Raw genomic sequence first — 14,617 nt, 5'->3', positions numbered from 1 at the left:
CGGTTATTCGAACAGGCTCCCGTTCTCAGGAGACGCGAGGGCCTTCTCAATGGCACGCGCGTTCGAAACATGGGCGTAGGAATTCGCGGCAAGCTTCTCCGTCTTGAATTCAGGCTTCCCCTGCCAGGCGATGCCGAGGAAATCGTAGAGGGTTTCAAGCTCCCGGGTGGCCACGTTCTCCTCGTAATTGAGCTCGATGAACGGCGCGCCAGAAGCCGTCAGCACACGGCGCCAGCCCTCGACCTCGGACCGGGTCTTCTCAATGAACCATTCCACCTGGCCAATATCGAGATCAAAGGTCGGTCGCTCGAGCTTCGCTTTTCTTGGAGAGGACCAGACGTCGGTCTTCATGGCATAGGCCCAGGATACAGCAGCCTTAAAGAGGTTCTTCCTCCAGAGGATCACCGTGCCTTCGACATGCTCCTTGGCGAGGGACGTGAGTTCATCATCCGTAAGCTGAAAGTCATGGAGCTTGAAGCCGCGCGTAGGTGTATCGGGACTTTTCTCTTCGAAGCGGTCCCACGTCCGCGCCATGAAGGCGTCGAGGTCATCCTCGTGGGGGACAAGCGAAGAGGCCAGCCGCTCAATCCTCTTGGAGAGCGCAGGCTTCGTGCCAAAGTGCTTCATCACCTCCGGGTGCGGACGGTAGGGTTTGGGTATCGTCCCGCGCCGTCTGCGCCAATAGGGAAAGAAGTCATTGAACAGCTGCCCGTAGAGAAACACACGCGGGTCGGCATTCAGGATCGCGCCGAGCGCATTGCTGCCCGAGCGCTGATGGCAGAGCAGGCAGAACCGACCCATCGGCGCGTTGCCGGTGCGGGGTTCTGCAGCAGCGCTCTCTCGCAGGTCAGCCTCGATCATCGGATGCTCCATAGATCGGTATGAATTAGGTTTTTCCGCATTCAGGTCACCTGCAAAAGATCGCGGAAGCGACCGGGCCGGGAGGCCAGCTCATCGAACGAGCCTTCCTCGCTGATGCGGCCTTGCTCCATCATCAGGATGCGGTCGCAGTTCCTGACGGTGCTCAGGCGGTGGGTGATGACGATGACGGTCTTCTGGCCTTTGAGCGCGGAGATCGCGTCCATGACGGCTTTCTCCGTCAGCGGATCAAGCGCGCTGGTCGCTTCGTCAAAAACAACGAGGTCGGGGTCGTTGTACAGCGCACGAGCAATGCCGATCCGCTGGCGTTGACCACCCGACAGCTTGATGCCGCGTTCGCCGACCATGGTGTCGAAGCCTTCGGGCTGCTGCTCGATGAACTCATCGAGGCAGGCGAGGCGGGCGGCTTCACGGATGCGGGCATCATCGGCTTCACGGTTACCGTTGGAGAAGGCAATGTTCGCTGCAATGCTGTCGTCGACGAGAAAGATCGTCTGCGGAACATAGCCAATGGAGAACTGCCACGCCCTGCGGTTGGTAGCGCCGATCACCGCACCATCGACAACGATCTCTCCTTCTGTCGGTTTGAGGAGGCCAAGGACCACATCGACCAGCGTGGTTTTTCCCGCTCCGGTCTGTCCCACGATGCCGATGCTCTGCCTGCTGTCGATCCTGAGGTCGATACCGTCGAGCGCAGGCACCTTCGCCTCTGGATAGGTGTAGGAAAGACCGCGCAGCTCAAGACTATCGTTCAGCCGCAGGCGCTCGATCCCCTCGTTCTCCTTCGCCCGGGGCAAGGTCTCGAGGTCCTCCGCGAGGCTTGAAACGGCAGGCGCGCCTGCTGAGAGCGTCGCGACGTCCTTGAACAGTGCCTGGGTCATCGGCATGAGCCTCAGCCCTGCAAAGGCAAATGTGCCAAGGATGGGAATGGCTGTCTCGATCCGGCCATTGTTCGTATAGAGAAGATAGAGAACAAACAGGATCATCCCGCCGAACACGATCGCTTCGAGCGCGTAACGGGGCAGGTCGCCAATCATCTGGATCTTCGCCTGCTTCTGGGCGAGCCGCCGCGAAGGCATGGCAAAGCGGTCGGCATAGGCTTTCTCGAGCCCGAGGAGTTTGACTTCCTTGATGCCGAGCATCGCCTCCTGGGTGATCTGGAAACGCGCCTCCGTCTGCCTGATCCGCGCCTTCCCGAGGCGTTTGAGGCTGCGACGCACGCGAAGGTAGATCACCGCAAACGCCCCGCCGATTATGCTCGCCGCGAGCAAGGCACCGAGCGGCTCAAGCATCAGCAGTAGCACACAAAGCATCACCGTCGCCAACCCATGAGCGATGATCCGGAAGGCCGGAGCCACCGCCTGATTCACCACGAACGCAGCCTCTGACAGGATCGACTTTCCGATCTCGGATGAATTGCGCTGCAGGAACCACTCGTAGGGCTGGGCGAGGTAGCGCTCGAGAAGCGTGATCGCGAGGGACTGGATGGTCTCCCGGTTGAACCGGGTCATGACGTAAAAGCCCACCGCCTTGAACCCGATCGAGCCGGTGACGATCACGAAAACGGCCAGCCCCAGCACCTGCAGGAAATCAGACCGCGTCTCGAATCCGAGTTGGTCGTAGGCGCTGGCGAGAAAGCCTTCCCCTTCAAGGGTTGAAGGGTCGGCGACCACGGCGAGAAACGGCAGGACCGAAGCCACACCCAGGACGTCCAGGACCGCCATGATCATCATCACCGCGATGAGCATGATGAACGACCGGCGTTGGCCGGGCGTCAAAAGAGAATAGATCTCGCGGTAGACCCTCATAAGCTTCGCGATCGTCCCTTGAAGACTCCCCCACAGGAAGGGACAGGTGGTACGCTGGTGCAAGGAGACGTAGCATTTTCAGTCTGCAGAACCACAGCTTCCGGCTGATCTCCTGTGTAGGGGTTGAGCTCGAGGGAGGCCTTTTGCGGCCTTTCTTTGAGCATTACCGGGCGCTCGGTGTTCCGGCTGAAAGCATTCACGTCATCTTGAACACAACGGATGCCGCATCGCCTGCGCTCGCCGAGGCGCAGCGCTTCCTTCAGGATGCAGGCGCTGCAGCTCCGCATCTCTGGGTTGCTCCCTACACCAGCGAGACCATGTGGGCCGAACGGCGCAGGGTGCAGCGTGCGGTCTGCAGCCCGGGTGACTGGGTGCTCAATGCCGACGTCGATGAGCTCCAGCGCTATCCTGACACCTTGGGGGCCGTCGCTAGCTTCTGTGAGCTGACCGGCAGGAACGTCGTCCAGGGCTTCCTCATCGACCGCTTGGCCGAGGGAGGAAGGCTCAATGCGTATACGGAGGGTGATGATCTTGCTGATGCCTACCCGGTGAGGGCCGAGGTCGCCCTGTCCCTGATTGGCCGGGGCGAGAACCACGGCATTGGCGCTACGGTGAAAATGATGATGCACCGCGGCGACGTCTTCCCGAAGCGAGGCGGGCATAACCCCAAGTTCGAGCGCAGCGCGCTGCGCTATCTCGCCGGGGCTCCGCTCAGCCACCTCCCGCAGGCAGCGAATCCTGTCAGCCGCTTCCGCTTTCCGTTTCAGGTCGACCACTACAAATGGCGCGACACGCGGCGTCAGTCCTATGAGCGCCGTATCGATACGCCGGGCGTCAGCGCTGCGGGGAAGGAGGTGGGCGGCAAGTTCCTCGACTACCTCGGGGAGCATGGCGCGCTCAGGCTCGATGACATCTCCGTCGCCGCTCCCAGCGATCAGCCAGCTGGAAACTGGCGCGCCCAGATGCTCCGCCTGATGACGAAGAACGCCCTTCAGAAGTGGGTGGCGTCGGGCTCCGGCAAGCTCGCAAGGGGCCAGTCGTGAGTTCGCCTCTGACCGACCGTCTGGGCCCGCTGACCCCGTTGGCTGAGCGCAGCATGCGTTTCCTCAAGGCGGAGGCCAGCAGCGCGGCAGGCTTCTCACCCCATGCGGCGGTGGTCTTCGTGGCCTGTATCGGGGTTTATCTCCTCAAGAAGATCGGGTTTCTGTCAGGCTGGGGCCTTGCGCCAACATTCGCTCTGGCGGTGATCGTCGGGTCGCTGGCCTTCATCAAATCCTCGGACGTAGCGCGCCCGCTCCTGATCGTTCAGCGCACGATCTTTCTCTTGTTCGCGTTCTACGCAGTGATCTCCTATCCAGCCGTCTCGGACGTCTACATCTACGAGAGTTGGCGCAGCGAGTTCCTGCATCTCCACGTCCGGTGGCTAGCGCCAGCGGTCGCCGTTCTTGCCTGGTTCAGGCCCGGCTTCGGCATCGTGCCCGTGGCGCTGATGGCGTGGAAGAAGCATCTCATGGCGGCCCAGTTCGGCTTCAAGCTGAACGCAACCGACTACTACCCCGTGGCTGAGCTCGCGCTCTACACAACGCTGGCCATCGGTTTCGCCGCAGCGGGCGCAATCATCCTCAAGCGGAAGGAATTGCCCCAACCGTTCAAGCCAAATGAGGGCTGGAGCCTCGGGGAGGCAGCATTTCTCGGCGCCTTTGGCATCCACATCGCAAACTACTTCTACTCCGCCGTTGCCAAGGTCACGCTGCCCGGCGCATCGCTCCTGACCTGGGTTCTTGAGAACGAGACCCACAACATCATGATGGCCACCTGGGTCATCGGCCTCGGTCCGCTTCAGTCGTTCGAGTGGATGGGGTTCGCGGGGCATGAGTTCATGGCCCGGTTCCAGCACGGCTCGAATGCGCTCGTCTTCGCAAGCCAGGTGGCCGGGCTTTTCTGCATCATCCGCCTACGGTGGGCCCAGCTTCTCACAGGGTTCTACGACATCATGCACCTCGTCATTTTCGTGACGACCAGCATCCTCTTCTGGAAATGGATGACCCTGAACGCAGGGCTTGTCCTCGCCCTCGGCTGGCTGATCAAGAGGAAGGAGATACCCCGGCCGCTGGTCGTCATGACCATGGGCGTAACCCTTCTTGCACCGACAGTCTTCTGGGTCGCGACCCTTGGCTGGTTCGATACCGCAGCTCTCAATAAGGCGACGGTCGAGGCCATCACGGAAGACGGCCGGTCGGTCGAACTGCCCAACGTCTATTTCCTCGAAGGCTCGGCGCAGGTCTCCAAGTCTTCCATCGGCTCGCCCTTCGACGGCCACTTCGACATCAGCGTCTTCGGCAAGGCGAAGGGCGGCCGCGAGCAGATGCACCGCGCGAAGACCTGTGATCTCCCTGTCGCAGAGGAAAGCGGCCTCGCCAACTCGTTCACCCGTGAGCCTCGGCTCGAGACCTATTTCAAGCAGCACCACGCCTACGTCCAGACGCGGCTTAACAAGGAGGGCCGCTTCAACGCCTGGGTCTTCCCCCATCACAACTGGGCCAATCCGAGCCGCTACCGCGACTATCAGACGCTCGACCTTCGCCAGGTCACTGCCTACCGCTATATCATCGAGAGCGTCTGCCTCTCCTACGACGGGGAGGGTGGCGTCACCGAAGATGTCCGCCTGCGAGGGACCTATGTCATCGACGTCGACTAAGCCCGAAGAGCCATGGCTTCTCTATGATGGCGAGTGTCCGTTTTGCTCAGCCTACGTCAAGCTTGTCCGCCTGCGGGACTCCATCGGGCAGGTGCGCCTGATCGATGCCCGTGACGGAGGGCCAGAGCTAGCCGAGCTCGAAGCCAAGGGCCTCGATATCAACGAGGGCATGGCGATGAAGTATGAGGGCAAGATCTACTACGGCGACGAATGCATCCACGTGCTGTCGCTGCTTTCTACCGCGTCGGGTCCGTTCAACAGCTTCAACGCCTGGGTCTTCAAGTCTGAGGCGCGATCGAAGGCGCTCTACCCGTTCCTGCGCGCAGGGCGGAACACCGCACTGAAGATCCTTGGGCGGAAGAAGATTGACCGCCCCGAAGTCTCCCCTTCGGCCTAGCTTCTCAGCCGCTCATAGAGGATTTGCGTCTCGAGGAGGTTGGCGATTCTGAGGCCAACCTCAATCACGTCAAACGGCTTCACCACGAGATCCTTCGCGCCGAGGGACAGCGCGCGTCTCCGCGCCTGCACGGTCGTATCAGCCGTCAGGACCAGCACCGGCAGAAAGACCTCCGGGCTCGTATGCCGACGGAACGACTCCAGCAGCTGATAGCCGTCCATATCCGGCATCATCAGGTCGAGCAGGACCAGATCAGGCTCGAGGTCGATGAATTGGTCCATCGCCTTCATCGGATCATCGAGGAAGTGAATGTCCGTATACCCCTCGCGCTGGAGAAGCGTTTCCAGTAAGAGCAGGTTCGCTTCCTCGTCATCAATCGCGAGGATGCGGCGCTTGGTAATCTCTTCGGTGGTGACGAAGTCAGCTGGAGAGCTCATCGGCGACGCCTTCCCTTACTGTTGTGGGCTGCGGCTCCTCTGCAAGCGGCAGTGTGAAGGAGAAGGTCGCCCCTTCGCCTTCCTCCGTTTCAACAGAGATGGTGCCGTCCATGGATTCAACCAGCCGTTTAGAGAGAGCGAGGCCGAGGCCAGAGCCCTCCGCGCCCTTACGCCGGTCACGGCCCAGCCGATCAAACGGCGTGAAAAGCCTCGGGAGGTCCGCCTGCGCAATGCCGGGGCCGTCGTCAGAAACGCTGATGACGGCCCGGCCATCCTCTTCGGTTGCAGAAAGGCTGATGAACGATCCGTCCACATTGTATTTCGCCGCGTTCGTGACGAGATTGAGGATCACCTGAACAGTCCGCCTGCGGTCGCACAGCACCGTCTGCCCTCTACCCAGAGGCGTCAGCGTGAAGTTGAGGCCAGCGGTCTTCACGATAGGCGCAGAAAGGCCGTGGGCTTCGCTCAGGACTTCATCGAGCGGCGTCGCTTCGAGCGCAACGTCGCTGCCGCCCGCTTCGATGCTCGAAATATCGAGAAGGTCGTTGATCAGAGAGAGAAGGTGCCGGGCCGCCTTGGAAATCTGCGTCACAGCCCGCTTATGGCTTTCAGGCAGTTCCTCGCTATCCAGTTCGAGCACCTGTGTGAAGCCCAAAATTGCACTCATCGGCGTACGGAGTTCATGGCTGGTCCTCGAGAGAAACTCACTCTTCGCAAGGTTTGCCGCAATGGCCTGCTCGCGCGCTTCCTCCAGCGCCTCTTCGGACTGCTTGCGCTCCGTGATGTCCCGCGTGACCTTGGCGAAGCCGCGGAGCACGCCGTCTTCGTCGCGCAGCGCTGTGATGATCACATTGGCCCAGAAACGCGTGCCGTCCTTGCGCACCCGCCAGCCTTCATCCTCGGCAGAACCCTGTTCCGTCGCGCGCGCCAGCATATGGGCGGGGAGGAACGCGCGGGTTTCCTCAGGATAGAAGATGCTGAAATGCTCTCCGATGATTTCGTCGGCCTGCCATCCCTTGATCCTCTGCGCGCCGGTGTTCCACGTGGCGACCTTGCCCTCCGGGGTGAGGACAAAGATGCCGTAATCACGCACCTCTTCGACCACCAGCCTGAACCGCTCCTCGCTCTCACGCAGGTCCTGCTCCCGTGCACGGAGGAGAGCGCTCGCCCGGTCAAGCTTGGTCGCCAGTGTTCCGATTTCGTCCGTAGCGGGAGGGAATGCCGCAAGCGGCGCACCCCGCTGGAGCCGCTCTGCATTCTCCTCGAGCTGGTGGACGCGCCTGACGATGCCCGTCGAGAAGAGGACGACAGCGGCAAGGCTACCGAGAGCACCGATAACAGCGCTGACAGCCGTCTGCAGCAGGTACTGGTCACGAACCCGCTCCACCCGTTCCCGACGTGCATCGAGGAGAGCACCTTCGAGCTCCTGGATGACATCGATCTGCCTGCGGAGGTCGTCGAGAACATCCTTGTTCGCAGCGAGGAGCGCCCGGGTGGCATCTGAGAGACCAGCCTCGGATCGCTGGGTCCTCGCGCGCTCAAGAAGATCATCGAGCCCAGCTCGCTTGCGGTCGGCCTGGGTCAGGAAGACCTCATAGGCCTCCCGCACGCCGCGGTCCTCAATCGCCACATCGAGCCTGCCGAGCGTCGCGGGCAGGTCCCTGTCGGCCTTCTCATAGGGGTCGAGGAAGCGCTCCTCCCCCGTGAGGAGATAGCCGCGAACACCGCTAGCCGCCTCGGCCAGCAGCGCATGAACCTGATAGATGTCCCGCTGGATGGCGAAGGCCCTGCGGACATCGTCCTCAGCCCGGGCTTCGATATAGCTGGCGCGGTAGAGGGTCAGGAGCGAGCCGATCAGGATCACCAGCGGTACGATGACCACCACGAGTCCTTTGCGCGTCAGGGGCAGGTCAGCCCATGCCTTGGCGATCCGTGTAGGGATGATGCTCCGCTCGCCCATCTCAGCTCCCGGCCTGTTTCCAGTGCGCCATCATCACGGCCGCCTGGGTCCGGTCCGCAGCGCCAAGCTTAGCAAGAAGCCGCTCGACATGCGCCTTCACCGTGGCCGGACTGATGTCGAGTTCTCTTGCGATGCTCTTATTGGTCATGCCCTCGCCGATCAGTTCGAGCACGTCCTTTTCCCGGTCCGTCAGGCGCTCAATGATCCCATGATCGCTATCCTGCTTTTCAACCTGAAGGAGGGCGGAGGAGAGGAGCGCCGCGGGCACGGCTGTCCCTCCTGCAAGCACGGTATCGATGTCGCGGCACAGCTCATCGAGCGAGGCATCCTTGAGCACATAGCCCTTCGCGCCAGCCTTGAGCGCAGCGCGGACATAGTTGGGGTCATCGTGAAGCGAGAGCATGATGATCTTGGTCTCAAGCCCATCCCCGCCAAGCTCTCCGGCGGCGGTCAGCCCGTCCATGCCTTCGCCAAGTCTGATGTCGAACAGCGCAAAATCGGGCGCTTTCTCGCGAATGGCGGCCATCCCTGCCTCGCCATTGGCCTCGGCACCGACGACGTCAAACCCCCGCTTGTCGAGCGCGAGTCGCAGGCCTTCGCGGGCAAGCTCATGGTCATCGACGATGACAACTGTGGGTCTGGGATCACCCATTCCGCGGCCCCACCTCTGCAGTGATCCGAACACCGGGCTCCGCGTTCTCGACATCCAGCCCACCGCCAAGGGCGACCATCCGTTCCCGCATCATCTCCAAGCCAACATGCTCACCTTCGGCATTCTCACCGGCAAGGCCCGAGGGCAGGCCCTTGCCGTGGTCCCTCACAACAAGGCGCCATTTGTCAGCGTGCGGAGGAGACACAAGCTTGATGTCTACACGGCAATGTCCACCCGCATGCTTACGGATGTTCGCAATCGCTTCCTGCGCCACCCTGAAAAGCGGCGTATCGAGCTTTGCGGGCCAGTCTGCATCGCCTTTTGCCTCATAGGAGACGTCGAACCCGTCCCGCTCAAGCTGCTCGGCGAGCGTCCTGATTGCCGAAACCGCACCCAGATCATCAAGCGCGGTCGGGCGTAGCCCGGCGATAACTGAGCGCAGCTCTGTGACGAGAGACTTGGCAATCCCCGCCAGCTCCGCATCCTCCGGTTCCGAGCCAGGTCCCGCGCACGCATCGAGCCTTCGGTAGAGCGCTGTCGCCGTCTGGGCGACGCCGTCATGGAGTTCGCGTGAAACGTAGCGCCGCTCGTCTTCCTGTGCGCTGAAAAGCCGGCCCACGAGATGCTCCAGCTGGCGCTCACGGTTCTGGAGAGCAGCGAGCAGATCCTCGCGCTCCTTACGCCGCTCGCTCCGGTCGACCGCAGCGCCAATGAGCTGGGTCAGCATCCGTAGCGCTTCCCGGTCCTCGGCATCGGTCGTTGCGGAGGCATGCTGCTCACCGGAGAAGGTGAGGGTGCCGACACGGCGCTGCTCGGGCCCCGGCTCGAGAAGGGGCATCCCCTCTGCGTTTGGATCGAGGGAGATCTTGCCGTCCCGGTATCCTGCGAAATGAGCCGCCCGGCGGGCGCTGGCCTCCAGGACAGCAGGGAGCGTCTCTGCATCACTGGTCGCCAAATCCCGACCCGCGTCGATAAGGAGCCTCAGACGGGCCGCACGTGCCTCTGCCGCGCGATAGAGGTCGCGCAGCTCGGCAATCGTATCAGGCGCGCCGGGGCTTATGGATCGGCTGGACGACATACGCACAAGATAGCTCACGCGCGGCCGGGCGCTAGGCCATATGGCCTAGGCCGCGAGGCTAGCCACTGGGCCGACGCGCGGGGGCGCTCCCTCCGCCATCTTCTCCTCAACGAACAACGGCGCTTCCGACGAAACGCCCACCGAAGATGGAGACGACCGATGAAGCACTTGCTGGCAACCGCGCTCACCGCATCGGCCCTCAGCCTTGTTCCCGCAGGACAAGCGACCGCCCAGGACCTCGAAAGCGACTTCCAGTCGTGGACCGCCATCGCCATCGCCGGACCCGTGAAGGAAGACAGCCGCCTTCTCTTCTGGTTCGATGGCCATGCCCGTTACCGCGACGACGCTTCGGACCTGGGCGTGTCGATCCTTCGCCCCGCCCTTGGCTACCGCGTCAATCAGGATCTCGATGTCTGGGCAGGCTACGCCCGGGTCGTCTCCCGGGGTGAGGGCCGTCCCGACATCGAAGAAGACCGTTTCTGGCAGCAGGCCACCTTCTCCATGCCGTCGCTGCTTGGCGGCGGCATGAGCGGCCGCTCGCGCCTCGAGCAGCGCTGGCGTGAGACCGGCGACGACACTGGCTGGCGCTTCCGTCAGTTCGTCCGCTGGGCCAAGCGGATCGAAGGGACCGAGTTCTCAGCCGTCGTCTGGGACGAGCTCTTCATCAACCTGAATGACGCCGACTGGGGTCAGCGGGAGGGGTTCGATCAGAACCGTCTCTTCGTCGGCGGAGCTTGGCACGTAAATGAACGTGCACGGATCGAAGCTGGCTACCTCAACCACATCCTCGATACCCCGTTCGAGGATGAGCAGACCAACCACAACCTCTCCCTGACGCTCTTCTGGAGCCTCTAACCCGGCCTGAGGCCGCCACTATCCATCCGTGAAAGGAAAGACCATGAAAGCTCTCATTCCCGCCGCTGCCGTCGCTGGTGCCTTCGCCCTCTCGGCCTGTGCCACCGAAACCAACGCCAACTCCTCCGCAAGCGGAAAGCGCGCCTCGCTGCCGATGTACTCCGACCAGTGCATCACCGAGCAGGAAGTCGTTGAGGCTCAGCAGGCCTGGGGCGACGGTATCGTCAAAATCGGCCAGGTCTACCGCAACAATGGCGACTATGTGAAGGCCGCGGCTGACCACATCAACAAATTCTACGGCTACGATCAGAGCCTGGTGCTCTTCAAGCCTACGCTCGCTTCGGTCGACCAGTTCCGTGCTTCGTTCGACGGCGCACTCAGCTACTTCGTCAACAACAACGAGTCGTACCCGGAAGATAAAGGCTTCGCCCTCCGTCCGTGGACAAACGTCCGCTGGGAGAATGCCGGCATCACGAACAACAGCTGCACCATGGCCGTCGCGATGGGCAACTACTTCTTCACCCCGGCCGATGGCTCGGGCGAAACGAAGGTCGAATACACCATTGGCTACATCAAGGACGCTGAAGGTGACCTGCGCATGGTCGTGCACAAATCGTCCCTCCCGTACGACCCTGCCTAAGACAGCGCGCCCTCTCTCGCGCTAGAGGAAACCGCCCGGTACCCCGACCGGGCGGTTTTTCTTTGTGCGGACTACTCCGCTGCGTCCGTATCCTCAGGTTTCACGTAGGCGTCAAACCATTCGATCATCTCGGCGAGGGTGTGGAGCACCGACTCCCGCCCGCGATAGCCGTGGCTTTCATGGGGCAGCATCACGAGGCGGGTCGTCCCGCCTGTCCCTTTGACAGCGGCGAACATGCGCTCGGACTGCTGCGGGAAGGTTCCGGAGTTGTTGTCCTTCATACCGTGGATCAGCAGCATCGGCTCATTGATCTTGTTGGCCGCCATGAAGGGCGAGAGCTTGTAATAGGTCTCGGGCGTATCCCAGAAGATCCGCCGCTCTGCCTGAAAGCCAAAGGGCGTCAGCGTCCTGTTGTAGGCACCCGAACGGGCGATCCCTGCACGGAACAGATCCGACTGCGCGAGAAGGTGCGCCGTCATGAAGGCACCATAGGAGTGGCCGCCAACACCGACGCGCTCGCCATCACCGAAGCCGCGCTTCACCGTCTCCTCGACCGCAGCCTCGGCAGAGGCGACGATCTGCTCAATGAATGTGTCGTTCACCGTTTCAGGATCAGACCCGACGACAGGCATCGCGGTCCGGTCCATCACGGCATAGCCCTGGGTCAGGAAGAAGAGGTGCGAATAGCCGCCGATCCGGGTGAAGCGATACTTGGAGTCGCGAACCTGCCCGGCGGTGCCGCCGTCATTATACTCCAGCGGGTAGGCCCACACGACCACAGGCAGCTTGTCGCCCTCCTCATACTCCGGGGGCAGATAAAGCGTCGCGTTGAGATCGACCCCGTCGCTGCGCTTGTATGTGATCAGCTCCCGCGTGATGCCTGTCAGTTCGGGGTGAGGATCAGGAAAGTCAGTGAGCGCCGTGACTTCACCGCCTTGATGCAGACGGTAGTTCGGCGGCGTCGACGGATCTTCATAGGACGTCACAAAGGACGAGCCATCGTCCGAAAGGACGTCCACGACATACTCGTAGCTCTCCCCGCTGTTCCGCCAAATCTCTTCAGTTTCCAGCGTCTCAAGGTCAAAGCGGCGGAGGAACGGACGGTTGCCGTCCGGCGTCGCGCCCTGACCCGACAGGAGAAGCGCCCCGTCATTGACGGCCGCTACGCCAAAGCCTTCGTCGGTCATGGTCATGATGGGCGAGCCGGGGTCGGCATAGGCGTCCTGCAGGTTCCTGAACTCGAGCACCTTGGGGTCATCAGAACCAAGAACGTCGATCATCGAACGGCGCAGCTCGCGCGTGTCCCGGTCATACTCGACCGAGATCACGTCATCCGTGTCCTCCATACCAAGGAAGCCGTAGTAACGGTCTTCGAACTTCGCGACCTCACGGGCCTCGCCGTCAAAGGGTGCTTGAAGCGCGTAGAGCGTGTCGCGATGGTCGGTCTTCACCCGAGGATCGCCGCCGTCCTGCGCTTCAGCGAACATGATGAGAGCGTCCGCTGTCGGGTGCCAGGTGATCTGGCGACGACCTGTCACGACGCCCTGCACGGGGAGGCTGTCAGCCAGCGGCTGCTCCGCAATGGTCGCGACCTTCTGTCCACGGAGCGTGAAGACCGCACTCGTCACCGGAAAGCGGGACCACGGCACCTGATAAGAGAAAGGTTCCTCCAGCCACTCCATCAGCAGGTACTCACCATCCGGAGATGGCGCGACATTTGTATATACGCGAGGCTCACCGACTTCGGTGGCGCCGCGACCGTTGGGGCGGATGATCACCGGCTGGCTGGTCGTCAGCCAGCGGAAGGTCTCTTCATCGTGCTGGTCTTTCAGGAGATCCTGATAGGTCCGCGTCTGGGCTTCCTGACCGCCCGCAGCGTCCTGAATCGCTGGCCCCACAGGCGTCCGAGGCTCTTCAGGTCGCGCGCCACGGTCGTCAGGGATCGTCATGACCAGAAGTCGCCCGTCAGGCAGCCAGCGCGGCTCCTGAAACACAAGGTTCAGCCCATCACGCAGGACCCGGCGTGCCTTACCGCTCTCCGTATCCAGAACATAAAGCGACATGCTGTCGGCATTGGTCTGGGAGAAGGCAGCGTAGCGGCCATCGGGCGACCAGTTGAAGTCCGACAGGTCCACCTCGCCGGGAAGGCTCACATCGCGAACTTCGCCCGTGACTATGTCCTTGATCTGCAGGCCAACGACATTGCGCGGATTGAAAACGTCGTTAGTCGCGGGGTCGAGCCGCATCCCAGCGAGCCGCTCCATCTCCTTGCCAAGCTCAGACACCGGAGGCAGCGCCTCGCGCTGGAGGAGCAGCATCACTTCGCCATTGGGAGAGATCGTCACCGAAGGCGCAGGCGCGCGGGTCACGATATCGGAGATCTCTTGCGGGGGCAGCCGGTAGGCATTGTCCGCGAACGCCGAGGCGCTGGCGAAAGCGAGGATCGCGGCTGTGGAGGAGAGAAGGGCACGCATAGGGGACGTCCAGTCAGCTTCATCGAATATCGACAAAACCTAGACCGCAACGCCAACCGGGAAAAGGCCCTGACTGCAGAACGTTATGCAGTCCATCACTCCGGACAGAGAACGTCAGCGTACGGTAGGTCGAAACCTACTCGGCAGGCACCTGCGCCTTGCGTTCTGCGCGCCGCCGCTTCTGCGCCTTCTTCCAATGCGGCAGGACGAAGAGGTAGATCCCGCTCCCCCAGAGCACGAGCAGGACGAGGCCACTCGGCAGGAAAACCCACTTCTTCGTCCAAGAGGCGAAGAACGAGCCATCATGCAGGCTCTCGATCAGGTCCGAGCGCCGCTGCGCCACCTGAAGCACCTCGCCGGTGGACCCGTCGATCTGCGCTTCCCAGCCATTGCTGGCGACGAACTTGATGATGCCCTTGTCCGGTTTGACGTCCACCCGGTCGAGCTCTCGCCATTCAGTCAGTTCGAGCTCAGGCACGCTCTGCGCGGCCGCGAACAGCTCCTCAAAGCTCCGCTGCGGCAGCTCTCCGGCCATCTCAGATTTCTGGGTCGGCGGCTGGATCCAGGCGAGGTCCTTTTTCAGCATCAGGAGAACGCCCGTCGCGATCACGAGGCCGAGCGGCAGCATGACGAGCGGCGAGGCCCAATGGTGGATATCCCGGAGCAGTTTCTGAGCCTTCACGGGCGGTCTATTCCTTCGATCAGACGTACGGCATCGGCTCCTGCGGTGAAGGCTGGC

The 14,617-nt window shown here is 62.2% G+C and carries 13 protein-coding genes; 5 read left to right on the top strand and 8 right to left on the bottom strand.

Features of this window, described 5'->3' with window-relative positions; translation table 11 throughout:
* Positions 1-3 precede the first annotated feature (3 nt).
* Complete coding sequence (locus tag HK107_RS10995; protein WP_173199695.1) at positions 4-861, bottom strand: hypothetical protein; 858 nt, start codon at positions 859-861, stop codon at positions 4-6.
* Between the two features lie 41 nt (positions 862-902).
* Entirely contained in the window at positions 903-2,687 is a 1,785-nt protein-coding gene (locus tag HK107_RS10990) for an ABC transporter ATP-binding protein (protein ID WP_173199693.1), read from the bottom strand.
* Between the two features lie 143 nt (positions 2,688-2,830).
* Here HK107_RS10990 and HK107_RS10985 point away from each other — a divergent pair, with 143 nt between their 5' ends.
* From HK107_RS10985 to HK107_RS10975, 3 genes are read left to right on the top strand one after another with little or no spacing between them, the layout of a single operon-like run.
* Entirely contained in the window at positions 2,831-3,730 is a 900-nt protein-coding gene (locus tag HK107_RS10985; RefSeq protein WP_173199691.1) for a glycosyltransferase family protein, read from the top strand.
* Positions 3,727-5,385 (top strand): hypothetical protein, encoded by a 1,659-nt coding sequence (locus HK107_RS10980; RefSeq protein ID WP_173199689.1) that lies wholly within the window; start codon positions 3,727-3,729, stop codon positions 5,383-5,385. The genes HK107_RS10985 and HK107_RS10980 overlap by 4 nt, the downstream gene beginning before the upstream one ends.
* A complete protein-coding gene (locus HK107_RS10975) occupies positions 5,366-5,782 on the top strand; it encodes a DCC1-like thiol-disulfide oxidoreductase family protein (RefSeq protein ID WP_173199687.1) in 417 nt (138 codons plus the stop codon). Before HK107_RS10980 ends, HK107_RS10975 begins: the two co-directional genes overlap by 20 nt.
* Here the strand turns inward: HK107_RS10975 and HK107_RS10970 are convergent.
* The 4 genes from HK107_RS10970 to HK107_RS10955 are packed head-to-tail and all read right to left on the bottom strand — an operon-like array spanning position 5,779 to position 9,909.
* Complete coding sequence (locus HK107_RS10970) at positions 5,779-6,219, bottom strand: response regulator (RefSeq protein WP_173199685.1); 441 nt, start codon at positions 6,217-6,219, stop codon at positions 5,779-5,781. The two genes, HK107_RS10975 and HK107_RS10970, sit on opposite strands and share 4 nt — an antisense overlap.
* A complete protein-coding gene (locus HK107_RS10965; RefSeq protein ID WP_173199683.1) occupies positions 6,203-8,179 on the bottom strand; it encodes a sensor histidine kinase in 1,977 nt (658 codons plus the stop codon). Before HK107_RS10965 ends, HK107_RS10970 begins: the two co-directional genes overlap by 17 nt.
* Position 8,180: 1 nt before the next feature.
* Positions 8,181-8,831 (bottom strand): response regulator, encoded by a 651-nt coding sequence (locus HK107_RS10960; RefSeq protein WP_173199681.1) that lies wholly within the window; start codon positions 8,829-8,831, stop codon positions 8,181-8,183.
* Positions 8,824-9,909 (bottom strand): sensor histidine kinase, encoded by a 1,086-nt coding sequence (locus tag HK107_RS10955; RefSeq protein ID WP_173199679.1) that lies wholly within the window; start codon positions 9,907-9,909, stop codon positions 8,824-8,826. Before HK107_RS10955 ends, HK107_RS10960 begins: the two co-directional genes overlap by 8 nt.
* Before the next feature lie 159 nt (positions 9,910-10,068).
* On the opposite strand from HK107_RS10955, the gene HK107_RS10950 reads away from it, so the two are divergent.
* Together HK107_RS10950 and HK107_RS10945 are read left to right on the top strand one after the other, a co-directional pair.
* Positions 10,069-10,764, top strand: coding sequence for a DUF2490 domain-containing protein (locus HK107_RS10950; RefSeq protein WP_173199677.1), 696 nt, complete (start codon positions 10,069-10,071; stop codon positions 10,762-10,764).
* Positions 10,765-10,807: 43 nt separating this feature from the next.
* Positions 10,808-11,404, top strand: coding sequence for a phosphoribosyl-AMP cyclohydrolase (locus HK107_RS10945; protein WP_173199675.1), 597 nt, complete (start codon positions 10,808-10,810; stop codon positions 11,402-11,404).
* A gap of 71 nt (positions 11,405-11,475) precedes the next feature.
* Here HK107_RS10945 and HK107_RS10940 read toward each other — a convergent pair whose 3' ends face one another.
* On the bottom strand, positions 11,476-13,878 hold the full coding sequence (locus HK107_RS10940) for a S9 family peptidase (protein ID WP_173199673.1): 2,403 nt from the start codon (positions 13,876-13,878) through the stop codon (positions 11,476-11,478).
* Positions 13,879-14,014: 136 nt separating this feature from the next.
* Positions 14,015-14,560, bottom strand: coding sequence for a PepSY domain-containing protein (locus HK107_RS10935; protein WP_173199671.1), 546 nt, complete (start codon positions 14,558-14,560; stop codon positions 14,015-14,017).
* Between the last annotated feature and the right edge of the window lie 57 nt (positions 14,561-14,617).

This window comes from Parvularcula mediterranea (assembly GCF_013085255.1).
In the GTDB taxonomy this organism is placed as follows: Bacteria; Pseudomonadota; Alphaproteobacteria; order Caulobacterales; family Parvularculaceae; genus Parvularcula; species Parvularcula mediterranea.
This window is presented reverse-complemented; position numbering and strand designations above follow the sequence as displayed.